22 protein-coding genes are annotated in these 23,550 nt (G+C 46.2%); 19 read left to right on the top strand and 3 right to left on the bottom strand.

What is annotated here, in order from left to right; all coding sequences use genetic code 11:
• The first annotated feature begins 22 nt into the window (after positions 1 to 22).
• From PVOR_RS25755 to PVOR_RS25685, 15 genes are all read left to right on the top strand, one after another.
• The gene (locus PVOR_RS25755) at positions 23 to 433 is read left to right on the top strand and encodes a DUF1854 domain-containing protein (protein ID WP_234973106.1); all 411 of its coding nucleotides are present in this window, start codon (positions 23 to 25) and stop codon (positions 431 to 433) included.
• Positions 434 to 709: 276 nt separating this feature from the next.
• Complete coding sequence (locus PVOR_RS25750) at positions 710 to 1,489, top strand: YveK family protein (RefSeq protein WP_152826608.1); 780 nt, start codon at positions 710 to 712, stop codon at positions 1,487 to 1,489.
• A 221-nt stretch (positions 1,490 to 1,710) separates the two neighbouring features.
• Positions 1,711 to 2,604: a UTP--glucose-1-phosphate uridylyltransferase GalU gene (gene galU / locus PVOR_RS25745; RefSeq protein WP_006212491.1), complete on the top strand. Its 894-nt coding sequence runs from the start codon at positions 1,711 to 1,713 to the stop codon at positions 2,602 to 2,604.
• A 16-nt stretch (positions 2,605 to 2,620) separates the two neighbouring features.
• A complete protein-coding gene (locus PVOR_RS25740) occupies positions 2,621 to 3,328 on the top strand; it encodes a sugar transferase (protein WP_006212490.1) in 708 nt (235 codons plus the stop codon).
• A gap of 17 nt (positions 3,329 to 3,345) precedes the next feature.
• Positions 3,346 to 4,299, top strand: coding sequence for a GDP-L-fucose synthase family protein (locus PVOR_RS25735; RefSeq protein WP_040681036.1), 954 nt, complete (start codon positions 3,346 to 3,348; stop codon positions 4,297 to 4,299).
• A 2-nt stretch (positions 4,300 to 4,301) separates the two neighbouring features.
• On the top strand, positions 4,302 to 5,300 hold the full coding sequence (gmd, locus tag PVOR_RS25730; RefSeq protein WP_006212488.1) for a GDP-mannose 4,6-dehydratase: 999 nt from the start codon (positions 4,302 to 4,304) through the stop codon (positions 5,298 to 5,300).
• Positions 5,297 to 6,757, top strand: a complete 1,461-nt coding sequence (locus tag PVOR_RS25725; protein ID WP_234973105.1) for an oligosaccharide flippase family protein — start codon at positions 5,297 to 5,299, stop codon at positions 6,755 to 6,757. The genes gmd and PVOR_RS25725 overlap by 4 nt, the downstream gene beginning before the upstream one ends.
• Entirely contained in the window at positions 6,754 to 7,554 is an 801-nt protein-coding gene (locus PVOR_RS25720; protein WP_006212486.1) for a glycosyltransferase family 2 protein, read from the top strand. Before PVOR_RS25725 ends, PVOR_RS25720 begins: the two co-directional genes overlap by 4 nt.
• Positions 7,544 to 8,392, top strand: coding sequence for a glycosyltransferase family 2 protein (locus tag PVOR_RS25715; protein ID WP_006212485.1), 849 nt, complete (start codon positions 7,544 to 7,546; stop codon positions 8,390 to 8,392). Before PVOR_RS25720 ends, PVOR_RS25715 begins: the two co-directional genes overlap by 11 nt.
• A 392-nt stretch (positions 8,393 to 8,784) precedes the next feature.
• Positions 8,785 to 9,639, top strand: a complete 855-nt coding sequence (locus PVOR_RS25710; protein WP_234973104.1) for a hypothetical protein — start codon at positions 8,785 to 8,787, stop codon at positions 9,637 to 9,639.
• Positions 9,636 to 10,925 carry a membrane protein gene (locus PVOR_RS25705; protein ID WP_006212483.1) on the top strand — a complete coding sequence of 430 codons (1,290 nt, stop codon included), beginning with the start codon at positions 9,636 to 9,638 and terminating at the stop codon, positions 10,923 to 10,925. Before PVOR_RS25710 ends, PVOR_RS25705 begins: the two co-directional genes overlap by 4 nt.
• 11 nt (positions 10,926 to 10,936) lie before the next feature.
• Entirely contained in the window at positions 10,937 to 12,169 is a 1,233-nt protein-coding gene (locus PVOR_RS25700; RefSeq protein WP_006212482.1) for a glycosyltransferase family 4 protein, read from the top strand.
• A gap of 32 nt (positions 12,170 to 12,201) precedes the next feature.
• Positions 12,202 to 13,566: a sugar phosphate nucleotidyltransferase gene (locus tag PVOR_RS25695; protein ID WP_006212481.1), complete on the top strand. Its 1,365-nt coding sequence runs from the start codon at positions 12,202 to 12,204 to the stop codon at positions 13,564 to 13,566.
• A gap of 33 nt (positions 13,567 to 13,599) precedes the next feature.
• Entirely contained in the window at positions 13,600 to 14,148 is a 549-nt protein-coding gene (locus PVOR_RS25690; protein ID WP_006212480.1) for a VanZ family protein, read from the top strand.
• A 6-nt stretch (positions 14,149 to 14,154) separates the two neighbouring features.
• Positions 14,155 to 15,093 (top strand): LCP family glycopolymer transferase, encoded by a 939-nt coding sequence (locus tag PVOR_RS25685; RefSeq protein ID WP_006212479.1) that lies wholly within the window; start codon positions 14,155 to 14,157, stop codon positions 15,091 to 15,093.
• Between the two features lie 76 nt (positions 15,094 to 15,169).
• Here the strand turns inward: PVOR_RS25685 and PVOR_RS25680 are convergent, their stop codons facing one another.
• Entirely contained in the window at positions 15,170 to 16,963 is a 1,794-nt protein-coding gene (locus PVOR_RS25680) for a glycosyl hydrolase family 28-related protein (protein WP_006212478.1), read from the bottom strand.
• Between the two features lie 483 nt (positions 16,964 to 17,446).
• On the opposite strand from PVOR_RS25680, the gene PVOR_RS25675 reads away from it, so the two are divergent.
• The gene (locus PVOR_RS25675) at positions 17,447 to 18,364 is read left to right on the top strand and encodes an ABC transporter ATP-binding protein (protein ID WP_006212477.1); all 918 of its coding nucleotides are present in this window, start codon (positions 17,447 to 17,449) and stop codon (positions 18,362 to 18,364) included.
• The gene (locus tag PVOR_RS25670) at positions 18,357 to 19,130 is read left to right on the top strand and encodes an ABC transporter permease (protein WP_006212476.1); all 774 of its coding nucleotides are present in this window, start codon (positions 18,357 to 18,359) and stop codon (positions 19,128 to 19,130) included. Before PVOR_RS25675 ends, PVOR_RS25670 begins: the two co-directional genes overlap by 8 nt.
• A gap of 140 nt (positions 19,131 to 19,270) precedes the next feature.
• Here PVOR_RS25670 and PVOR_RS25665 read toward each other — a convergent pair whose 3' ends face one another.
• The gene (locus PVOR_RS25665) at positions 19,271 to 19,684 is read right to left on the bottom strand and encodes a bactofilin family protein (protein ID WP_006212475.1); all 414 of its coding nucleotides are present in this window, start codon (positions 19,682 to 19,684) and stop codon (positions 19,271 to 19,273) included.
• A 40-nt stretch (positions 19,685 to 19,724) separates the two neighbouring features.
• Positions 19,725 to 20,696, bottom strand: coding sequence for a M23 family metallopeptidase (locus tag PVOR_RS25660; RefSeq protein ID WP_006212474.1), 972 nt, complete (start codon positions 20,694 to 20,696; stop codon positions 19,725 to 19,727).
• Between the two features lie 274 nt (positions 20,697 to 20,970).
• On the opposite strand from PVOR_RS25660, the gene cls reads away from it, so the two are divergent.
• The gene (cls, locus tag PVOR_RS25655) at positions 20,971 to 22,401 is read left to right on the top strand and encodes a cardiolipin synthase (RefSeq protein ID WP_006212473.1); all 1,431 of its coding nucleotides are present in this window, start codon (positions 20,971 to 20,973) and stop codon (positions 22,399 to 22,401) included.
• 167 nt (positions 22,402 to 22,568) lie between these two features.
• The gene (locus PVOR_RS25650) at positions 22,569 to 23,486 is read left to right on the top strand and encodes a YitT family protein (protein WP_006212472.1); all 918 of its coding nucleotides are present in this window, start codon (positions 22,569 to 22,571) and stop codon (positions 23,484 to 23,486) included.
• Positions 23,487 to 23,550 lie beyond the last annotated feature (64 nt).

The raw sequence follows: 23,550 nt of genomic DNA, 5'->3' as shown, positions 1-23,550 counted from the left end.
GGAAGGGGTACTGGAGGCTGTTATGAATGGAGAGCCGGTCAGTGATATATACCTCGTTCTCACATTTCCAGTTACAGAGCCGGAGAGGTATATTTCTGTGCGAACCGCATCGCATCAAGAGATTCACCTAATTCATTCGTTAAGTGAGTTAGATATATCAAGCCAAGCTGCGGTACGGGAGGATCTTGAGCGCCGCTATATGATTCCTAAAGTTGTTGCAATCAAGATGATCAAACGTCAGGGTAACCATTGGTTATGGGATGTGGAGACCAGTTATGGCAAGGTTGCGTTTCGTACGAACCAACCCCAAGAGAATATAGACATACTATCAAACGAAACATACATCATTCGAGATACCGATGGAAGGCGATTTGCTCTACATGTGTCGCGCCTCGACAAACGCAGCAAGCTATTTTGGAATAAAATCATTTAGTTATATGGACTCACAATTTAAATGAAAAGAGTACCAAATTATGTAAACGCTTGCCGAAAGGAGGCGTTTTTCTTTTTTTATTATCCTGTATTTATATTTGTGTACGCTTTCATGCCTAGAAAATATGCTGAAATATTGTGAGATATCTTCTGAATGTGTAACAAAATGTATCGTTAATAGGTAAATAAGACCAATTCAGTATTGACATGATACGAATTGTATCGTAAATTGAAGATGCTATATGATACGAATTGTATCGTAAAAGAACATTTGCTTATGGACGGAGGAAATTTAGTGGAACTTGAACTTAAGGAGTATGCTACCGTTTTGAAAAAAAGACTATGGCTAATTCTCCTTGTTGTTGCTGTGGTCTGCGTACTCGTTGGATTTTACAGCTATCGAATGGTTGAACCTCAATATGAAGCAAGCAACAAGATGATTGTGACAAACAAAACAGAGGAGAAAAAGTCTGTCCTTAGTTCAGATGACATGGATATGGGGATGCGCTTGGTTTATACATACAAGGAAATTATCGGAACGAGCGTGATTTTGGAGAAGGTCGTTGAGCAGCATCCGGAATTGAAACTCACTGTGAAAGATTTGATGGATATGATGGTGGTTGATTCGGTGCAGGATACACCGGTTATGACGATATCTGTCAGAGATTATAGCTATGAAGGTGCCCTTAAAGTATCAAAGGCCGTTGCTGATGTATTTAAATCCGAAATCTCCTCTATCATTCCGGGTGGAAACATAACGATTCTGTATGAAAATAATGCAGATCCCAAACCAGTCACTCCAAGCCCATTGCTGTATGTGGTGATTGCTTTCGTAGTGTCACTTATGCTGTCGATTGGCTTCTGCTTCTTGCTCGAATATTTGGATGATTCTATCCGTACTGACAAAGAGGTCGAGATGGTTCTTGGACTTCCAACTCTTGCTGTCATACAGCATTTCAAATCAAGTGATTTCAAAGCGAGAGGCGGATCCGTTTCCAGACGCAGCCCGGTAGAACCTCCAGGGTCCGGTAAAGCTATCGTTAACGCGTCTGATTGATAGGATTTTAAGATAGCATACATCAGGTGATGCCTACTGAACCTCTACCACCGTAGGCACTCGATTATGCTGTGGGCATCCGTAATGAAGGATGCCTTAGACGTTCATCGTCAAGGGCATAAAGTGAGGCAGGGTTAGATGCCCTCGCTTAAGCACTCGGCATACACGACAACCAATCTTCCGGTACACACGAAATGATAAGGATAGAGGAGGGAAGTACAATGGCAACCATTAAAAAAGCTATCATACCTGCTGCCGGACTGGGTACTCGATTTTTGCCAGCAACCAAGGCAATGCCCAAAGAGATGCTTCCGATCGTGGATAAACCAACTATCCAGTACATTGTGGAAGAGGCAATAGAGTCAGGTATTGAGGACATTATTATCGTCACAGGTAAAGGCAAGCGGGCAATTGAGGATCATTTTGATCATGCATTTGAGCTAGAGCATAAGTTGAGGCAAACCAAGAAACTTGATTTGCTTCATGAGGTACAGCGTCCTTCACGAATGGCGGACATTCATTATATTCGTCAGAAGGAACCCAAAGGGCTGGGTCATGCTGTATGGTGCGCACGAAAGTTTATAGGCAACGAACCGTTTGCCGTTCTGCTGGGGGACGATATTGTTCGTGCCGATAAGCCGTGCATCAAACAATTGATTGAGCAGTACGAACAGACACAGAGTTCAGTCATCGGCGTGAAATACGTATCTCCCGAAGAGGTGCATCGATACGGAATCATTGATCCGTACCCTGTACCCACCATTGGGGGATTATCCCGAGTACAAGGAATGGTGGAAAAGCCGCAAGCCGATGAAGCTCCATCGAATTTGGCTATCATGGGACGCTATATCCTAACTCCAGCCATATTTTCATACCTTGAACAAATGAAAGAAGGAATCGGTGGGGAAATCCAACTGACGGATGCCATACAGAAGTTGACTGACATTGAAGAAGTGTACGCCTACCAGTATGAAGGCACCCGCTATGACGTTGGAGAGAAGCTCGGGTTTATTCTTACATCGGTTGAGTTCGCATTGATGAAAGATGAGCTGCGTCTTCCATTACTGCATGGACTTGAGCAAATGATACATAAGAATCGAACGTTGGCTAGATAGGAGACCAGGTCAAGCCATGAATGTAGAGACGACGATAGAAACGAGAACGCTGGAGAGTGTTGTAGCAGAAGAATATCCGATGATGACAGGGGTACACCTTGTTCCAGCGAAGCCCCATATCGGGTATTCCCGACTGAAAAGGGTAGGGGACGCCATTCTGTCTGCAGTTGGTCTTATTCTGCTCTTGCCTCTATTTATGATCATATTCCTGTGTATGAAGTTCGAAAATCCCCATGGCCCCATGTTTTTCTCTCAGACCCGCGTAGGAAAGAACGGGAGAATCTTTAAAATGTACAAAATCCGTTCCATGGTTGTAAACGCGGAGGAGCTGCAACAAAAACTGATTCATCTAAATGAGATTGAGGGTGCTATGTTCAAGATGAAGAACGACCCTCGGATCACGAAGGTCGGACGTATTCTTCGGAGAACGAGTCTTGATGAGCTTCCACAGCTGTGGAATGTACTCCGGGGCGAAATGAGCCTTGTTGGCCCGAGACCGCCGCTGCCTACAGAGGTAGAGTCCTATACACCATATGATATGCAGCGGTTAAGTGTAGTACCTGGCTGTACCGGCTTGTGGCAGGTAAGCGGGAGAAACGCGCTTGGATTCCATGAAATGGTGGAGTTGGATTTGCAGTACATCCGTGAACAATCTACGACCCAGGATATCCGGATTATGCTAAAGACAGTCCGAGTGTTTCTAGGGTCCAAAGATGCTTTTTAATGAAGGAGATGGCAGATATGAATTTGGATTCCCGGATATATGTGGCCGGTCATCGCGGTCTTGTGGGATCTGCTATTGTAAGAGCTCTTGAACAACAGGGATACCATAATCTGGTTACCCGTACCAGTCAAGAGCTGGATCTGCGAGAACATGATCGCGTAGAGCAATTCTTTTGCAGTGAAGGAATCGAATACGTGTTTCTCGCTGCAGCGAAAGTCGGTGGCATCGTTGCTAATCGCGATTATCCTGCCGATTTCATACGCGATAATCTTCAAATCCAGAATAATGTTATTGATCTTTCTTACCGCTACGGAGTGAAGAAGCTGCTATTTCTTGGCTCTACGTGTATTTACCCCAAATTGGCGCCACAGCCGATGAAAGAAGAATATTTCATGACAGGCACTTTAGAACCTACCAATGAGGCATATGCCATTGCCAAAATAGCCGGGATCACGATGTGTCAATCATATAACAGGCAATATGGAACTCGCTTTATATCGGCCATGCCTACGAATTTATACGGTCCGAATGATAATTATGATTTGGAAACCTCTCATGTTCTTCCGGCTTTACTGCGGAAAATACATGAAGCTAAAGAGAATGGCCGACAAGAAGTAGAAATATGGGGAAGTGGTCAGCCAAAACGGGAATTTCTCCATGCTGACGATCTTGCCGATGCTTGTGTATTCCTGATGAATCAATATGAGGGGAATGACATTGTCAATATCGGATGCGGTAAGGATGTGTCGATCCGTGAGCTTGCCGAAAGTATTGCCTCCATTATTGGTTACGAAGGACAGTTTGTTTATAACACTTCGAAGCCTGACGGAACACCAAGGAAGCTGGTTGATGTTAGCAGACTGACTGAGCTTGGCTGGAGGGCTTCGATTACTTTGGAGCATGGCTTAGCCCGAACGTACGATCATTTTTTGGAATCTAATCAGATCTTCAGTAAACCTGTTGGAGGATAAATATGAAAAGAGCATTGATTACCGGTGTTACCGGCCAGGATGGTTCATATCTTGCTGAATTTCTTCTCAGCAAAGGCTACACGGTCTATGGACTGAGACGTCGGACCAGCACGCCCAATTATGAGAATGTGCAGCATATCAAGGAGCAAATTCACTGGATATCTGGCGATCTTACCGATCTTGCATCACTAATCGAGGCTGTCCGTATTGCGGATCCTCATGAAGTATATAACCTGGCAGCCCAGTCTTATGTAGCGGCTTCCTGGCCTCAGCCTCTGGCGACAGGTCAAATGACAGCCATCAGCGTTACCAATATGCTGGAGGCGGTCCGACTGGTTAAACCGGATACGCGTTTCTATCAAGCATCGAGTAGCGAGATGTTTGGCAAGGTGATTGAAACTCCGCAGAAGGAGACCACTCCATTTTATCCGCGAAGTCCTTATGGTGTAGCTAAGGTATATGGTCATTGGATCACGGTGAATTATCGAGAAAGCTTTGGGATGTTTGCTTGCTCCGGCATTTTATTCAATCATGAATCCCCTCGGCGGGGGTTGGAGTTTGTTACCAGGAAAGTGACAGATGCTGTGGCCAGGATCAAACATGGTTTGCAGCAAGAGCTGCGTATGGGGAATCTTGATGCGTTGAGGGATTGGGGATATGCAGGGGATTATATTAAGGCCATGTGGTTAATGCTCCAGCAGGAGCAACCGGACGATTTCGTCATATCGACGGGTGAAATGCATACAGTCAGAGAGCTGCTTGAAGTAGCCTTCTCGTATGTGGACTTAAATTATGAGGATTATGTAGTCATGGACCCAGAATTCGTACGACCTGCGGAGGTTGATTTGCTTCTCGGGGATTGTACGAAAGCTAAACAGCAGCTGGGGTGGGAACTTGAAGTCAGTTTTCAGCAGTTAATTAAAATGATGGTGGATGAGGACATGAAGCGGGTGCGAGCAGAGATTAAATACCAAGAAGCGCTGTCTGCGGCATTGGTGTGAGAAGCAAACGCTCATCAAGAAAACAGAGCGGGAAGCATGGACTCCATCATCTTCGTGAATTAACTCGTAATCAAACTGTGAATGGTGGTTTGTGGATATTTGTAGGGCGGGCATTCTTTGCGGGGTCCGCCTTACTTATTAACATTTTACTATCAAGGGTCCTGGATACGGCAGCTTTCGGTGCATATTTGATGGCTTTTAACATCGCTTTTTTCGGTGGTGTGTTCGGTACGCTCGGATTGAATCAGAGTATTATTCGTTTTATGGCTGAGCACAGGGAAAATGGAACGTGGAGGAGGGCCAAGAATACCGCGCTGCTGTCTTTAAAGTTAGCGTCTATTGGAGCGGCGGGTACGGGACTGTTGTATATATTTTTGCAGCTCACGCTCCTTAAAGGCGTATTAGGCTCGGAACTTATGGCTTCCGCTGCACTATGGACAGGGCTATGGATTATGCTGACGGTGCTGCAGAATTTAATAGCTGAAACCTTTCGGGGTCATGGTGATGTCAAACAGGCAACATTATTTAGCGGCGTATTGTCCAATTTCTGCATGCTTGTGGGTTTGGGTTTGATGATGTGGCTGGGCCGTTCGTCTTGGTCGCTTCAGGAAGCGCTCCTGCTCGTGACAGTCTGTATGGGGGCAAGCTGCTTCATAGCCGGTTGGCGATTGTTAAAGCTCCTCCAGGTAAGAAACCGGCAGCAAACGAATGAAGCGGCAATGAGCAATGAGCCAAGGGCACGGCAACTGCTGGCTGTCTCATTGCCAATGATGGCATCCAATGTAGCTCTGTTTATGCTGACCTCAAGCGACATCTGGATTTTAGGTGTATTTTACAGCGAGAGTGAAGTGGCGATTTACGGGGCAGCAGTTCGCTTATTGGCGGTGCTTAATTTTTTTGTGGTGTTGATGAATACATTGATGACGAGTATCATCTCCAAATATTTCGGCAGTGCTCAGTTCCCCAAAATACAGAATTATGGACGAATTATAGTGGGGATCTCCACATTGCCTGCAATTGTTATTGGAGCTGTTTTTATTGTAATGGGCGAGCAAGTACTCAATCTGGCTTTTGGAACTACATATGGTTCGGGTCAAACGATACTGGCGGTATTGTCGGTGGGGCAGTTAATTAATTTGTTTGCAGGTCCATCAGGCCTGCTTCTGACCTTAACCGGTAATGAGCGTACCATGTTGAAGATTACACTGATTACGAGTGTTGTCACGGTAATAGCAGCTGTAACAGTTGTTTATCTATGGGGACCTTTTGCGCTTGCGATAGTGATGGTATGCGGTTTGTTTGCACAGAACGGGTGGATGTGGGTAGAAGTGAGAAGAAAACTTGGTATTTCGGTTCACTTCAATCCCGTTGATCTGGTTCGTCAGTTGATACGTCTTGCAGGCAGAAACAAAAACTTAGAACAGCAAGTTCGAATAAAGGGAGCCAGTTACAAATGATACGGACTCAGTGGGTAGAAGACAGATCTGAAGTATTTCTGTCCGTAGTCACGGTTTGCAGGAATAATTTGCAGGGTCTGATCAAAACTTGGCAGAGCGTAAGGTCCCAATCTATCTCGTTGGAGTGGATCGTAGTGGATGGACAATCAGACGACGGTACGCTGATTTTTCTTCAGAGTATTGAAGATGAACGGTTGTCTTTTATCAGTGAACCAGATCAAGGCATCTACGATGCCATGAATAAAGGGCTGGAACATTGTAAAGGTCGTTACGTTGTCTTCATGAATTCCGGGGATCAGTTTCATGATCATTTGACTGGAGACTTGCTTCAAGTGCAGGCCTTACGAAATCACCTACCCGATTTGCTGTATGGCGATGCACTTGAGGAAACAACTTTCGGTGAACTGTTATACAAAGCAGCCCGCAGTCATAAGCGAATGTGGTACGGCATGTTTACGCATCATCAATCCATGGCTTTCAGGCTGGGAAGCCTGCACAGCATCAGGTATCGCCTTGAATATCCCATTGGAGCCGATTACGCTTTGACGGCAGAACTGTTGGTAAGAGGTGGAACTGCAGCATACATTCCGGAGCCCTTATGTATTTTTGAACAGGGTGGAGTCTCACAAATGCAGCATAGGCAAGGTCAGAGGGATCAATGGTTTATCCGCAAGACTATTCTTGGGATGCCGATCATCCTTCGTGTTGCCATTGCATCGCTGCATTGGGGTGTTCGTTTGGTTAAACATAGCTTTCCTAAATTCTATAAGAAGGTGCGCTTTTCTTATGAAAAATAAAATTCCGGTGTCCGTCATTATCATGACAAAGAACGAAGAAAAAAATATCGCGAAATGTCTGGCTTCGGTATCTGCTTTTGATGAAATATTCGTCGTCGATTCCAACAGCACGGATCGAACCTGTACTATAGCAAGGGAAATGGGTGCTCATGTAATCAATTTCACTTGGAATGGTCAGTACCCCAAGAAGAAGCAATGGTGCCTTGAGGAATTGCCATTCCGAAACGACTATGTGTTTTATGTTGATGCTGATGAAGAAGCTACTCCAAAGCTGGTTGCCGAAATGATGGATATGTTTCAGAGTAAGCAGACATTGGCCGCAGGTTACTTCGTAGCATACGACTATGTTTTCATGAACAAAGTGCTCAAGCATGGGCACAGGATGTATAAGCTTGTACTGTTTCACCGTAGCCAAGGCAGGTTTTTGGATCATAACGATCTGTCTGCGTCGAATATGTGGGAAGTGGAAGGGCATTATCAGCCTCAAATCGATGGAGGTACCGGGGTGCTGGGCAACTGCATGGTGCACTATGATCATGATTCCCTGTTTGACTATTTTGCGAAGCATAATCGCTACTCGGATTGGGAGGCTGTTGTCCGCTCTAATGGTGGTTTCCGTAATCTGAACGAATCCCAAATCTTTATCCGCAGTCTTCAGAAAAAGCTTTTTGATCGAATGCCGCTGAAATGGGTCGTTGCCTTTATACACTCATACATTGTTAAACTCGGTTTTCTTGATGGATCCGCCGGTTTCCACTATGCCTTTGCTCGTTCCGTTTATTATTGGCAGATTGGAATCAAGATGTCGGAACTTCGGAAAGTAAGTCAGGGCACATGAACAGCCGTAGTGCTATCGGTAATCCGTTGTCCTCAGTCCCAACTCCGAACGGAGGAGGGATTTTGGGAGGGCTGGCATTTATCCTGGCTCTCTTGATTTACGCTATATTCAGCGCTCCATTTCCAGCCAATCCAGGCATGACAGAAGTTCTGATTGCTGTATTGCTCATATTGTTTGTATCACTTCCTACAGGAATTTTTGTCATAAGCGGCGGTTTCACGCTATATCGCAGATATGACACAGTTCCCATGCCGCTGCATTTGGGTTTTTTTGTGCTGCTGTGGCTGGGCCTACTAAATGGAGGCGTAATATACCGATGGGATTCTACGGATATATTGCGTGATCTCATCCCATGTGTGTATTTATTCGTCCCCTTGCTCCTTCTTCCAGCGATGAACCGTTCCAAATTAAAGTGGTTGTCTATTCTTCCTTGGTTAGTCGCAGTAATGGGTGTTATTTTATCCATCAGATTTTATATGGAAGTTCGTATTTCACCGCTGGATATAGGGAAAATGTATTATTTTGATAATTTTCTATACCTTCCGTATGATCCGAGTGTCTCTTTTGCAGGGGTTTTCCTTCCAATCATGGCTGTACACACGTGGAAAAGCTCAAACCCACTCCGTTGGCTAAGCAGTCTTGCTATGTTAATCGGAGGGTTTTTGGCGTTAGGGTCCCTAATGGCAGTGGCACAGCGGGCGCCTCTTGGGCTGGCTGTCCTATGCTTTGCGGTATATTTTGGTTTAAGTTCTGGAAGGTCCGTACGCAAGTTGCTCGTTATCCTTGTGATCATGATTGGAGCTGGAATGCTGGCACAGGAACAGATATCGAGTTCGTTTGATTTGCTGTTATCCAAGCAAGTGAACTATGGAGCGAACGGTAAGACAGATGAACTGGCAGCTGTTCTTCAGGAAACATCCAAATCGGTGTACACCTTGCTGCTCGGCATCGGGTGGGGGGGATTATTCTTTGATCCTACTTATATGTCGGAAGTCTCGTTTACGCACTCGGCATTTACCTTTCTGCTTTTAAAAGGGGGGGTTATCGGCCTGACTGTCTTCTTGGCTTATCTTAGCTGGATCTCACTGAAGTGCCTAAGACGGGTAAACATGAACAATCTGCCTTATATGCTTGCAGCTGGAGTTCCGATTATGATCGGATTGTTTTTTCAGCCCAGTTTTAAGACTCTTTCCTATGGAATGCTCCTCACTGTTCTGATCTTAAAAGATAAGGAGTCAATCTCATGAATCACAATCTGAGTTTACCTGCTGATACATTGCATAATCGAGGCAGAAGCTCAGTGGCCAACTGGGGAGGATTCGGTTTTATAGCGGCGCTGCTGTTATATGCGCTGTTTAGTACCCCTTTTCCAGCGGACCCAGGTATTCCAGAAGCTTTGATTGCCGTTCTTTTGATTTTATTTGTATCCGTTCCAACGGGAATCATCGTCTTGGGTGGAGGTTTCTCGTTGTATCGGCATTACGGAACCGTCCCTGTCATTATTCACGCGGGTTTTTTCTTCTTATTGTGGATTGGACTCCTGAATGGCGGGGTTGTTTATGGCTGGGATATGACGGATATTATCCGCGATCTGATCCCATGTGTGTATCTGTTCGTTCCGTTATTGCTTCTGCCTGCGATGAAACGCTCAACGCTCAACTGGCTTGCCATATTGCCCTGGATCATATCCGTAATGGGCGTCATTCTATCTATTCGGTTTTACCTCGTTGTACAGATTTCCCCGCTTGAAGTGGGCAGAATGTACTATTTTGACAACTTCTTATATCTACCTTATGATCCGAGCGTTTCTTTTGCGGGAGTCTTTCTTCCTATCATGGCGGTCCATACGTGGAAAAGTGCAAGCCCATTTCGATGGTTGGGCAGCATTGCGATGCTGACTGGAGGCTTTCTGGCGCTTGGCTCGCTCATGGCCGTTGCCCAGCGTGCACCTCTTGCACTTGCCGTGCTGTGCTTTGCTGTGTATTTCCTGGTAAGTTCACGCAAATCAATGAATAAGCTGATCATCGGGCTGATCGTTCTTGTTGCAGCAGGAATTTTTGCCCAAGAACAAATCTCCAATTCATTTGAACTGTTGGTATCTAAGCAGGAGGATTTTGGCGCCAACGGAAAAACGGATGAGCTCGCTGCCGTATTGGCTGAAACCTCAGCGTCTCCCTACTCCATGTTGTTTGGAGTGGGCTGGGGAGGGTTGTTTCATGATCCGGCGGTGAACAACATTCTTGTCTCCTATACCCATTCAGCTGTCAGCTTTTTCTTGCTGAAGGGTGGATTGATTGGCATCGCTGTGTTGATGTCTTATCTTGGCTGGATCATGTACAGGGCTTTACAGCGGTTTACGATGGTCATGCTTCCTTATATGCTGGCAGCGTTTGTACCTGTAGTCATCGGCCTGTTGTTTCAGGTCAGTTACAAAACCTTGTCGTACGGAATGATCCTTACCCTGATTTGCCTGATACATAAGGATGTCGGTAAGGTTCATACAAATGACCAGAAGAACATTCCAAGACAGTAAGGGGTCATGAAATGAAAAAAGAAATTGTGTTTGTAGCTAATTATTTTCATCCGGATTATGCTTCCTCAGGGCAATTATTGACTGAGCTTTGTCTTGAACTTCAGCATGATTTTGATGTGACAGTTATCGCTGTTCAGCCGGAAAATGTAGATCTAGGCAAGAGAAATAAGCTGTTCCAATACGATCAGCTCGAACAAATACGCGTTATCCGTCTGCGTACACCCAAAGTGGATAAACGAAGCAAATTCAGCCGTGTCATGTTTATCCTGTCATATTTTATATTGGCTGTTATTGCTCTGCTGCGTATTAAGAAGGTGGATGTGATTTATACAATATCTTCGCCTCCAATTATCGGGGGATTGGTCGGAGCAATCGGTAAGGTTCTGAAACGGGGCAAACTCGTGTATAACATTATGGATTTTAATCCAGAGCAGGCTGAAGCTATCAGTTATACGAATCGTAAATGGCTGTTTAGTCTGGCGAAGAAAATTGATAACTTGAGCTGTAGCGTATCCGATCATATCATCACAGTTGGACAGGACATGCAAGAAACGCTGAACCACCGTTTTCGCGGGCGCAGGGTGCCCAGCAACAGTGTCATCAACAATTGGACTGACGAGCAGGATATCATCCCCTTGCCTCGCAGTCATGCTCAAGTATCGAAGTTTGTGAGAGAGCATGATTTACAAGGGAAATTTATCGTGATGTATTCGGGCAATCTGGGTTTGTATTACGATTTGGAGAATATTATTCGAGTGGCTTCGGATTTTAAGGATCATCCGGAAATCCTGTTTGTTTTTATCGGGGATGGCGCAGTGAAGCCCGAAATGCAGCGGTATGTGAAGGATAAGGGATTACAGAATGTGCGTTTCCTTCCTTTTCAGCCTAAGGAACATATCAAATACTCCCTGTGCGCAGCAGATGTTCATCTGGTAGTCAATCAAAAGGGAATCAAGGGTGTCTCTGTTCCGAGCAAAATATACGGCGTTATGGCAGCTGGAAAGCCAATTCTCGGTGTCCTGGAACAAGGCAGCGAGGCTGCTGTTCTAATTAAGGAGAGCGGATGCGGAGTTGTGATAGAGCCGCAACAATACCATGAAATCTCCGAGCATATAGCGAATATGTACGCCTGCGGTCAGGAGACGTTGGAATTGACAGGGCGAGGCGGCAGGTTATATTTGGAACGTTATCTTGCCAAATCTCAGTCCATCGATAAATACCGAACGCTTCTGCAATCCATATAATTTCTGTGTGAAGGATGGAGGGAAGTAGTAAGATGAAAATTATTTTATTGTCCGGTGGTTCAGGTAAGCGTCTATGGCCTCTCTCCAACGAACTTCGTTCCAAACAGTTCCTCAAAGTGCTCCCAGGAGATAAGGGACAGTCTGAATCTATGGTCCAACGGGTTTGGAAACAACTGCAGAAGACCAATTTGGCTGATTCATCCTTTATTGCCGCAGGCATATCGCAGATTGAAATTATTCGAAATCAGCTCCCTGGCAGAGTGCCCATTATCGTGGAACCCCAGCGGCGGGATACCTTCCCGGCTATTGCGCTCGCTGCCGTATACTTGTATTCGATTGCCAATGTGGATTTGAAGGAAACAATAACAGTATTGCCTGTAGACCCTTTTGTGGAAGAACCTTTTTTTCAGACCTTGTCTTCCTTAGATCGAGTTTTAGCCGATTCAGGAGCAGATATCGCTCTGATGGGAGTCAAACCAACCTATCCTTCGGAGAAATACGGTTATATTCTGCCAGAGCGAGCCAAAGCCGGACCGGTCGCCTTCCATAAAGTAAAAAGCTTTAAAGAAAAACCAAGCGAAGAGCAGGCCCTGGAATACATGGAACAGTCTGCTTATTGGAACTGCGGTGTGTTTTCTTTCAAGCTCGATTATCTAATTCAGCTGTTGATTGATAAGGGACTGCCGATTCAATATGAGGAGATGTCGAAACAATATTCGCGATTGTCCAAGATCAGCTTTGATTATGAGGTAATAGAGCAGGCTCAGCGCGTAGTGGTTGTTCCGTATGAAGGCAGCTGGAAGGACCTTGGGACATGGAACACGCTAACAGAAGAGATTCCCTCGCCCATAAACGGAAAGGGAATGATCAGCGATGATTGCCAGAACACGCATTTAATTAATGAATTGGATATTCCGGTAGCCGTGTTGGGGCTCTCTAATGTAGTAGTTGCTACAGGTGCTGATGGTATTTTGGTTACGGAGAAATCATCCAGTCCGCGATTGAAAGAATTCATTTCACATATCGAACAGCGGCCAATGTACGAGGAACGGCGATGGGGGTGGTATCGGGTGCTGGACCTGCAAAAGCACAAGAATGGGCAGGAGGTTCTGACAAAGCGAATTCGGATAGATGCAGGGAAGAACTCCAGTTATCATTATCATCTTCACCGTGAAGAATATTGGACCATTACGAGCGGTACTGGAGAAGTGTGCATTCAAGATAAGGTGCAACCCGTTAAAGCCGGAGATGTGCTCAAAATTCCAGCGGGAACCCTGCATGGTATTCGTGCCCTGGAGGATCTTGAATTTATAGAGGTTCAATCCGGTACTGAGGTATCAGAGGAAGATACGATAAGGCTAACGTTTCAATGGGAAGAAATGACTCAGTTCGTCTAAGGGTATAGGCGATAATGTAACGGGGAGGATATCGTGAGCAGAAAGAGAAGCAGCTACAGGAGCAAGAAGCGCCTGTTGATCATCATCATCGTAATCATGTGGATGAGCATCATTTTTTTCTTCTCCTCCCAGTCGTATCAGCAGCAGGATCTAAGACCGTGGCTGCAGAGGCACTTGCCTGAAACAACGATTGAACATTGGTTTTCCTGGGTTTCATTCACTTATGCCGGGGAGATTGTCAGTATCGATGCAAAGGGTATGCCTGGATTTGTTGAATTCTTCATTCGAAAGGCTGCTCACATCGGAGAATATCTAGTTCTTGGCGGCCTGTTGTTTCTACTGCTGGCGACCTTGTTGCGAATCAGGGCCAGGGTCGCCATGCCAATTGCGTGGTGCTTATGCGTGCTGTATGCCATCAGCGACGAGCTGCATCAAAGTACATCAGGTTACCGCGTCTTTAAAGCACAGGATGTTGTTTTGGATTCAATCGCCGCTTTGTTCGGTATTACGCTGGTTAGTGCATATACATATTGGAGGTCTGCAAGAACGAGACCGAGGGAAGTGTTAGATCGGAGAGGATGACAAGGTATGAGAAAGTGGCTTAAGATTACGGGGACTGCACTTGTAAGTCTTACAGTGTTGGCAGGCGGTTACGGTATATATGTGTATCAGTCTGTTAAAGCGACAGCTGAACAAATTTACGAGCAGCGAGAACCGTCATCGCTTCCCGCTTTTATATCAGCCGATCCGGTCCTGGAGGAAATACATTCCGCAGATATTGATCAGCGCGAGTCCTTCACAGTTCTGGTGCTGGGCATCGATGAGCGCCCCAATGATCGTGGGCGTTCGGATGCGATGATTATGCTATCGGTCAATCCGTCTAAACAATCCATACTCATGTTCAACATACCAAGGGATACCCGAACATTAATTGTAGGCCATGGTACCGAGGACAAAATCAATCATGCCTATGCCTTTGGAGGAATTCAGATGTCCGTCCGGACGGTGGAAGAACTGCTGCATTTTCCTGTTAATTATTATATTAAAGTTAATATGGAAGGGTTTGCGAACATTATTGATGCTCTTGGCGGAGTAGATGTAGATAATACAATAACGTTTAATTATGAGGGACATCATTTTAAAGAAGGCAGTTTACATTTGAACGGACAAGAAGCATTGGCTTATTCTCGTATGCGTTATGAGGATCCGCGCGGCGATTTGGGCCGAAACTCACGTCAGCGTCAAATTGTGAAAGAGGTATTGAAGAATGCGCTTGATGTTTCAACCGCTTTTAAGCTTGAAACCTTACTTAAGGAGGTAGGCACAAGCGTAAAGACAGATATACGATTTGATGAGATGAAGACTTTTGTAACGGAATATCGGCAGGATATGAAGAAGATCGAGCAGGTCGAGATTCAGGGCAGCGGCCAGAATATCGGCGGTATCTGGTATTATAATGTGGCTGATAAGGAGCGTGAGCGAATCCATGAGCTGCTCAAAGAGCATATGGATCGAGAGGGTTCTTGATCTGAAACGAAGCGGGTGAAGACGTGCGTCTTCGCCCGCTTCTTTATTAAAATGTTCAAAGCTCAGGTCGTTTGAACTATCCCAGCTTGATCCAGGTATGAACACCTTTTGAACGCTGCTTGCAGATATATAGGGAATCCACGCCGCTGCTGTCCTCAACCATGATGATTCGGCCCCGGTGGGCGGCAGATGCTGCAGGGATTGCGGGCAGCGGACTGATGACCATACTGCTGGAACGGATCAGTTCAGTAAAGACTGCTGAGCTTGATATCGTCTCCTCACCATAAGGGATTTGATTAACGATATTCGGTATAACGTAAATAGAATGGATTTGAAGGTTCAGCGGTTCATATACAACGAGGTCGACGATATCGGAATAGAATTTCTTAAACGTTTTGGTGATGGTGAAGCGTTCAGAGCCAGAAGGAAGTATGAGTGTCAGATCGTTGGTGTCCCCCCCGATGTCAACAAATAATGGAGTGGATATACCGGAAAGATTAGTGCCTGAGATAACAAAAGTGTAGTATTCATGCTTATGCAATCGCTCTATGGTTCTCATTCGGAGCTTGATCTTGGTGCTGCTCGTACTTTGCGAGACAATACAACCTGATGGAGCAGCCTGTTTGAAGGTAAAGCCAGGGTCGGGTTCTACCGAGTAAGGGACATCATTTGCAAACATGGCATATAATGACGGATTTCGAAGCAGGTTATGCCCTGCAGAGCCTATATAGGGTACAGTGCGTCGTTCCGTTAAATAGAAGGAATCCCGAAATGATGTTCGATCCGCAATGTTCTCGACGATTACACAGCCGACAGGATCTTTGACCAGTGTCCCGTGTGTTGTATTGGGATGATTAGCCTGAATTCGGTAATTGCGAGGGCCGAGAATGATATCTTGTGATGCTGTAGAACCTGGATCAACGGTAACGATGTAACCTTTATTGGGATTATAATCCGTGATAGCATAGTGATCCAGACGGCATCCGTCAATCCATACGCCGGAAGTATGCCCGTAGATACCGACAAAGCTTTCATAGGTGGCTTCTGCATGACATTCTTCAATAGATATGGCTCGGGAGTTATTCAATTTGATTAGAGGGGCTGTCATTACTTTATTTGCAGCAATTGCATCTCGCATGACATCTTCCTCGGTGCGTCCTTCAGAGGGAGAAGCAGGGGGAACGGCCTGTTCGCTCCTTTCAAAAGCGGTTGACGTAATATGAATACTGTCTGAGTTCACTATTTCAAGGTGGGGGTAATTCCGTACTGATCTTGAAAAAAAGCAATTATCAATGGTTGTACACAATACGATATCCTCCAATTTCAAACCTGTTCCCAGATACCCCGTCTCCTGCCAGAATCGGCAATTGCGAAACGAGATCATGTAGCCCCCATAACCTGAAGTGGAGTTCGTACCGCTTCGCATCCCCTGAATATATACCCCGATTTTCCCTTCGCCGCATGCACTTGAAAAGAAACGCTCGAACATTTGGTGTGCACCTTGGGGCAAATAAATCCCCCCGCCTTGGGCGTGGTTTATATAAAAGTCTCTAAATAAGATGGTTTCAGCCATGTCTTTATCACTGTAAAGGGCGTAGTCGGTACCCGTATAGATAATACCGCTGTCATACATTCCATCCCCATAGATCGTAAGCCCGATCCCCTGTGTGGCGTTGGTATTAGGCCTTTCCTGTTTCGGTAATACCAAGGTTTGCGTTATACGGTATCGGCCTTTAGGCATATAGATGACCGAGTATGAACCTGATGCACACGCATTTATTGCGCTTTGGAAGGCTAACGTATCGTCTGCAACACCATCGCCTTTTGCTCCGAAATTTTTAACATTGGCTAGATTATTCAGGACAGGCATGTTTGTTTCCTCCCAGCTGATTTGTTTATTCTTATTTACAAAATATGATCAAGGATCGTATGAAGTGATGCCTGTTCACCTAATTGTCCTTAAGTATTGAAGATATTTGTTTGACAAAAGGGTACAAATTTATTAGGATACATTCTGTATCGAAAACCATTATATCAAGCCATTTCTCATTGGGAGTGGATCATGTGTGAAGAATGAAATGAAAATGTATTGTATCAGCTGCCGTCGGATCGTGCTGATGATAGAGGGTGTTAGTGTGTTTAAAACCGGTTTCTACAGATATGATATGCCGATGGGAATATGTAGAGAGTGTAACACTGTCACATCCAATACATCATTTCTTATAGTGCAAGATAGTTGAATGATTAGTCGTATAAGACACATCAAGTGAGGGTACGAATAGACTCATATTATGTAATGTGTATAATTAGGGATAATTGAACGTGCGTCATTTGGCAAAGGAGAATCGATTTCATGAAGCAGGAACCGCTGGTAAGATTGCTCGGGGTTACGAAGAAAATATCGTCCAAGGTTCTGGTTGATGATGTGACCTTAGATATCCTGCCTGGACAGATCTTCGGATTTCTTGGGCCGAATGGAGCAGGCAAGACAACGACCATTCGGATGATGGTGGGGCTGATGTCCATTACCAAAGGGGATATTACCGTCGGGGGTTACAGCATTCGGAACCATTATGAGCAGGCAGCCGCCCAGATTGGAGCGATTGTCGAGAATCCCGAGATGTATAAATTTCTGTCCGGTTATAACAATTTGAAGCATTTTGCGCGTATGATGCAGGGCATCACCAAAGAACGCATCGACGAAGTGGTGGAGCTCGTTGGGCTGGGCAACCGAATCCATGAGAAGGTGCAGACCTATTCGCTGGGGATGCGCCAGCGTCTGGGCGTGGCGCAAGCACTGCTGCATAGACCGAAGCTCTTGATTCTGGACGAGCCGACAAACGGCTTGGACCCACAGGGGATCCGGGAGCTGCGCGATTACTTGCGCAGATTGACGCAGGAGGAAGGGACGACGGTATTCGTATCCAGTCACCTGCTGTCTGAGATGGAGCTTATGTGTGATACCGTTGGTATTATTCGCCATGGCAAGCTGATTGACATCCGGAAACTTCGGACGGCTGAAGGGGAGCGGATGTTTGAGGAAACGGCATTTACTGTGAGTGATGCGGACGCTGCCGAAGGACTGCTCCAGGATTTTCAAGCGAGAGCCCAGGAACATCGAATTATCGTCCGTGGGGACCGGAACATGATTGCCGATATCAATGCGGTTTTGGTCGGAGCCGGCATTCAGGTGTATGCCATACAGCCGGTAACGCGGTCGCTGGAGGATCAATTTTTGGAAATGACGGGAGGGGGATCAGCCGTTGAGTAACTTTACCCGTCTTGTCGCCAATGAGAATATGAAGATTTACTACCGTGTACGGACATGGGTTATGCTGTCAATCCTGGTGTTGTTTAATGTGGCGATGCCTGCCATGCTGTACTTTACCAACGCACCGATGGATGTCTGGACCGTGTTTACCTGGACCGAAAGCTTCACCATTTATTTGAGTGCCATATTCTCGGTAATCATCGCTGCGGATCTTGTTGCCGGCGAATTTGCAGGAGGCACAATCAAATTGCTGCTGATTCGCCCGTGGAGCCGAGGCAAAATCCTGATGTCCAAATTCACGTCCCTGGTTCTATTTAATCTGCTCTGTGCGGGAATTACGGCTGTGGTGGGTATCGCTATCTCCATGCTGTTGTTCTCGGGCAACACGGGATTCTCTAGCGGATTTGAGGGATCGTCCATGAACAACTCCCTGCTGCTCCTGCTGACGGATACGATCCAGGTGTTTGTGATCTCGCTGATAGCCTTTATGCTATCTACCGTATTCCGTTCAGGCGGACTGGCGATTGGATTATCGCTGCTGGTTCTGTTCACCAAAGATATATTTGGTTTTATTTTCAATCCGGAACGGTTTCAATGGGCCAAATACTTGCTCTTTCTCCATACCGATCTGAGCGGGTATATCCAGTCTCCTATCGGACCGGGAGGAGTGGGTATCGGCTTCTCCGTTTCCGTTCTGGCTGCCTATTGCCTAGTGTTTATGCTCATCTCTTGGTTAGTCTTTACCAAGAGAGATGTAGCCGCATAGCGGGAACGACAGGATAAGAAAAGAGCTCCTTCTGCCGTGTGATCACATGGTTTTAGAAGGGGCTCTTTGATTGTGCCGGCTGAATGCAGCAGCCGGTCTATATAAAACTGCCGGGTTCAGGCATTCGTCCATATGCGGGGTTAACCTGCTTCCGGACGCTGAAGCGGCAGTGGGGTTTCGGTTGATTCTGAAGGAGCGGCGTTTGCGGCTTGATGTTCCATTACACTCGCGCCATGAAGGAGTCCGCCTTCCATAATGACGAGGGAATTGGCACACACATCTCCATACATTTGTCCGGTAGGCGTAATGGTCAGCTTATTCTCCGCTGTTACATCCCCGTAGATCTTGCCAGCCACAATGACCTCCCGGGCTGAGATGCTGGAGCGCGCAACAGCGTTCTCCCCGATGGTAACGCAGCCCTGACTCTCGATGGAGCCGTTAAAGCGTCCGTCGATCCGTAAATTATCCTCGCATTGCAGAACACCCTCAACTTCGCTCCCTGGTCCAATCAGCGTATCAGTCCGGTGGGATGGTCGCTTGTTCTTCTTCTTCATACTACATTCCTCCTATTAATGAATAATAAATGGATGGAACTTATTGCAGGTAAGGTATCGGGTCAACCGTCTGATTGTTTTTGACAACCTGAAAATGAAGATGAGGCCCTGTGCTTCTTCCCGAGGAACCCAGCTTGCCAATGGTTTCTCCTTGATTAACATGATCGCCTACCGATACATCCAGACTGTCCAGGTGCATGTACCAGGTTTCCAGGCCATTGGGATGTTTCACAATGATATAAAGGCCACGGGCTCCGCTGCGTTCGGCAGCAGTTACTTCACCGGCGCCTGCGGCATAAACCGGATCACCGATTTTGCCGGCAATATCGATGCCTGCGTGATAGGCCGAGCGCCCGGTGAAAGGATCGCTACGATAACCGAAGTTTGATGTCAGACGCTTGGACGTTGTCGGCCACAGTGAAGGCGTCCCTTCCCGTTTTTCCTGGGTTTCTTGCGCCTGGTCCAGCGTGCGTGGAATATGACGTTCCATGCTGGCTATCAATTGCTGAATTTCCACAAAATCATCTTGGGTCTCTTGGGCGAGGCTCAGCATTTCATTCTCATGAACGGCAATGAATTCCCCGCCGACATGTTGGTCGTTATCATCCGGAATGGAGGAGGTCTGTCCGGACAAGCTGCCGTGCTTCTGAATGAACTGCTGAAGTTCCTGTTCCAGCTGCTGCACGCGTTCCATCTGGACCTTCGTTTGCTCTGCTTCGCCCGATAGCTGAATGATGGCTTTATTGAGGCGTTCGATGGCTTCATCCTTGTCTGTGACCGTTACTTCCATCTTGATGGCTTCCAGGCTTTTCAGGGTTAACTGCTTCTCCAGCCCCATGATCGTTTGGGCTGATTGGATCTGCAAGGAAACAATCAATCCGGCGATTGACAAAATAGCGGCCGCAGGCACCGCTATCATCAGAGGTCTGGACAGCTGGATCTGTCTGACTGAATGCTGGGCATCCCGAAGCACCAGCAGGGTTAAGCGTTGTTTACGGTGTGCGGTTTTCATGGCATCTCCCTTCCCTACATAATGAATGGATCTTAATGGCTATCCGCTAGACTTGGCCAGCCCCTTATCTAGTATGTATTCTATTCTTTCGAAAACTATGTCAAAAATGATGAGATAAGAGAACTTATTCACTATGGTGCCAGATTGGGTAATTGAATAAATACATAAGGAATTGGTCAATGATGTAGTGTAGTTATTTTGCAGGTCTCGCATTCCAGTGCATTGTCATTTCTATTCAATAACCACTATTATTCATCGTGAGGAGGCTGCCGATATGGTGTGGCTTCTGCTTGCACTAATCACCTTTATTTTGCAGATGGCCGCGGTGCTGCTGCTTGAGTTCCGAAACCCGTCCAAGGCTGTGGCATGGCTGTTTATTTTATTTTGCCTCCCCTTGATCGGCTTCGTACTCTATTTCTTTGTGGCGCAGGATTATCAGAAGCGGTTGAAGATTCGTAAGCGGGGCTCCAGGCTATTCCAGGAAATCAGAGGGCATCTGTGGGATCGAGCCGCCGTTGTTAAGCGTAAAGAGGATATGAATAATCCCGGATTTCATCACAATGACCGTTTGTTTAATCTGCTCAATCATCTGTCGGAGAGTCCCATCACAGGCTGTAATCAGAGCCGGGTGCTGACGGATGGGGAAGAGACATACGATGCGATGCTGAATGCCATGGAACAGGCCAAGGAACACATTCATGTGGAGTTCTATATCTTTCGCCACGACCGGATCGGTACCCGGTTTCAGGATGTAATGATTCGCAAGGCAAAAGAAGGCGTTAAGGTACGTCTGGTTTGCGACGGATTGGGAAGTTATAAGCTTAAGAGAACGTTCATTCAACGGTTCAAAGAATCGGGGGTGGAGTTCTATTTCTTTCTGCCTGCCATGGTTTCGATGTTCAGCCGCAGAATCAATTACCGGAATCACCGCAAAATCGTTGTTGTGGATGGAACGGTCGGGTTTCTTGGCGGGATCAACGTCGGGGATGACTATCTGGGCGAGTACCCGAAAATGGGTTTTTGGCGGGATACGCATCTGGAGGTCAAAGGGGACGCGGTCTATTTTCTGCAAAATGTATTTCTGCACGATTGGAAGCTTGCCTCCGGCGAGCGCATTTCTGATTTTGGCCTGTATCCGGAGCATGAATGCACCGGAAATGAGCAAGTCCAGATCCTGAGCAGTGGACCGGATATGAACTGGAATGCCATCCAGGAGATGTGTTTTGGGGCGATTTCTGTAGCCAAAGAACGGATATGGATCACAACCCCGTATTTCATTCCAGATGAGGGGATATATGAAGCGCTGAAGACGGCTGCGGTGAGCGGCGTTGATGTACGGATCATTATTCCGGATCGTGCCGATTCCCGTCTGGTCAAGATGGCAAGCTTGTCTTACGTGGAAGAGCTGCTGGCAGCGGGAGTTACCTTCTATGAGTATGAAAAAGGCTTTATTCATGCCAAGGTATTGATCGTAGACGAGCTTCTGGGCTCGGTAGGTACGGCAAATATGGATATGCGGAGTTTCTTCTGTAATTTTGAGCTGACTGCCGTGCTGTTTGATCAGCAGCCCATAGAGCGCTTGGTATCGGACTTCAGGGAGGACCTGAGACAGAGCCGCCCTATTGATGCGGAGGCATTTCGGCAGCGGGGAAGATGGCAGAAAGCAGCGGAAATATTATGCCGCATGCTGTCGCCACTTCTATAACTGTAATATATTACATCGAATGTCATATTTAATAGAAAGCAAGTAAAAAGGAGGAAGAACTTTGAAATTTGGATGTCCAGCTTTTATTTATATGATAGAATATTTATATAAGTTCCACTTATAAATATATATTAACTTAGTTTCCATAAGTTGAACGGGGGAGATTTATGTCAAGTGATGTGAAGATTCTTGCACAAGTGAAAGCGGAGCAGCAGAAGCCGGAGAATCCCAAAGCAGGCTCAGCAACTTTGAAGATTCTCCGCCGTCTGGTGTTCTTAACTTTCGGTGCGGTATTGATGGCAATAGGGCTCGAAATATTTCTGGTGCCGAACAAGATTATTGACGGAGGAATTACCGGGGTATCCATTATGGTTTCTCATATCACAGAAATTCCGCTGGGGATATTCTTGACCTTGTTCAACCTTCCGTTTTTGTTTATAGGATATAAACAGATCGGAAAAACGTTCGCTCTATCCACGCTATACGCCGTATTGGTCATGTCCATTGGCACTTATTTCCTTCATCCAGTCGACCCGCTTACGATCGATCCGCTGCTTGCTGCCGTGTTCGGTGGCGTTCTCCTCGGTATTGGGGTTGGCTTAGTTATCCGATCCGGTGGCTCCCTGGATGGAACGGAAATCGTGGCTATCCTGATCAACAAGAAGTCACCGTTCTCTGTCGGTGAAATCGTGATGTTCATCAATGTGTTTATTCTGGGCAGTGCAGGTTTTGTTTTCGGATGGGATCATGCCATGTATTCACTCATTGCTTATTACCTGGCGTTTAAACTGATTGATATTACGATTGAAGGTATTGATCAATCCAAATCGGTTTGGATTATCAGTGACAAGCATAAGGAGATTGGTGATGCATTGACCCAGCGTTTGGGACGCGGCGTTACCTATCTGGATGGAGAGGGTGCTTACTCGGGCGATAGCAAGAAGGTCATTTTTGTTGTCATTACCCGCCTGGAGGAAGCGAAGCTGAAATCCATTGTGGAAGACTGGGACTCCCAAGCCTTTGTTGCCATCGGCAACATCCATGATGTGAAGGGCGGTCGCTTTAAGAAGAAGGCAATCCATTAATATGATACCGATATATAGGTTTCACCCGTGTTGTTTAACAGCGGGTGGAACTTTTTTTATTTAG

This window comes from Paenibacillus vortex V453, assembly GCF_000193415.1.
Taxonomy (GTDB): Bacteria; Bacillota; Bacilli; order Paenibacillales; family Paenibacillaceae; genus Paenibacillus_AQ; species Paenibacillus_AQ glucanolyticus.
Note: the sequence above shows the minus strand (reverse complement) of the source record. Positions and strands in the feature narration are given on the sequence as shown.

Bases quoted from the DNA above. Each gene is read 5' to 3' on its own strand.
- PVOR_RS25705 (WP_006212483.1), top strand. From the start codon at position 9,636: ATGAATCACAATCTGAGTTTACCTGCTGATACATTGCATAATCGAGGC.
- PVOR_RS25710 (WP_234973104.1), top strand. From the start codon at position 8,785: ATGAACCGTTCCAAATTAAAGTGGTTGTCTATTCTTCCTTGGTTAGTC.
- PVOR_RS25740 (WP_006212490.1), top strand. From the start codon at position 2,621: ATGAATGTAGAGACGACGATAGAAACGAGAACGCTGGAGAGTGTTGTA.
- PVOR_RS25680 (WP_006212478.1), bottom strand. From the start codon at position 16,963: ATGCCTGTCCTGAATAATCTAGCCAATGTTAAAAATTTCGGAGCAAAA.
- galU (WP_006212491.1), top strand. From the start codon at position 1,711: ATGGCAACCATTAAAAAAGCTATCATACCTGCTGCCGGACTGGGTACT.
- PVOR_RS25660 (WP_006212474.1), bottom strand. From the start codon at position 20,696: ATGAAAACCGCACACCGTAAACAACGCTTAACCCTGCTGGTGCTTCGG.
- PVOR_RS25665 (WP_006212475.1), bottom strand. From the start codon at position 19,684: ATGAAGAAGAAGAACAAGCGACCATCCCACCGGACTGATACGCTGATT.
- PVOR_RS25675 (WP_006212477.1), top strand. From the start codon at position 17,447: ATGAAGCAGGAACCGCTGGTAAGATTGCTCGGGGTTACGAAGAAAATA.
- PVOR_RS25650 (WP_006212472.1), top strand. From the start codon at position 22,569: ATGTCAAGTGATGTGAAGATTCTTGCACAAGTGAAAGCGGAGCAGCAG.
- PVOR_RS25720 (WP_006212486.1), top strand. From the start codon at position 6,754: ATGATACGGACTCAGTGGGTAGAAGACAGATCTGAAGTATTTCTGTCC.
- gmd (WP_006212488.1), top strand. From the start codon at position 4,302: ATGAAAAGAGCATTGATTACCGGTGTTACCGGCCAGGATGGTTCATAT.
- cls (WP_006212473.1), top strand. From the start codon at position 20,971: ATGGTGTGGCTTCTGCTTGCACTAATCACCTTTATTTTGCAGATGGCC.
- PVOR_RS25715 (WP_006212485.1), top strand. From the start codon at position 7,544: ATGAAAAATAAAATTCCGGTGTCCGTCATTATCATGACAAAGAACGAA.
- PVOR_RS25735 (WP_040681036.1), top strand. From the start codon at position 3,346: ATGAATTTGGATTCCCGGATATATGTGGCCGGTCATCGCGGTCTTGTG.
- PVOR_RS25700 (WP_006212482.1), top strand. From the start codon at position 10,937: ATGAAAAAAGAAATTGTGTTTGTAGCTAATTATTTTCATCCGGATTAT.
- PVOR_RS25750 (WP_152826608.1), top strand. From the start codon at position 710: ATGGACGGAGGAAATTTAGTGGAACTTGAACTTAAGGAGTATGCTACC.
- PVOR_RS25695 (WP_006212481.1), top strand. From the start codon at position 12,202: ATGAAAATTATTTTATTGTCCGGTGGTTCAGGTAAGCGTCTATGGCCT.
- PVOR_RS25755 (WP_234973106.1), top strand. From the start codon at position 23: ATGAATGGAGAGCCGGTCAGTGATATATACCTCGTTCTCACATTTCCA.
- PVOR_RS25685 (WP_006212479.1), top strand. From the start codon at position 14,155: ATGAGAAAGTGGCTTAAGATTACGGGGACTGCACTTGTAAGTCTTACA.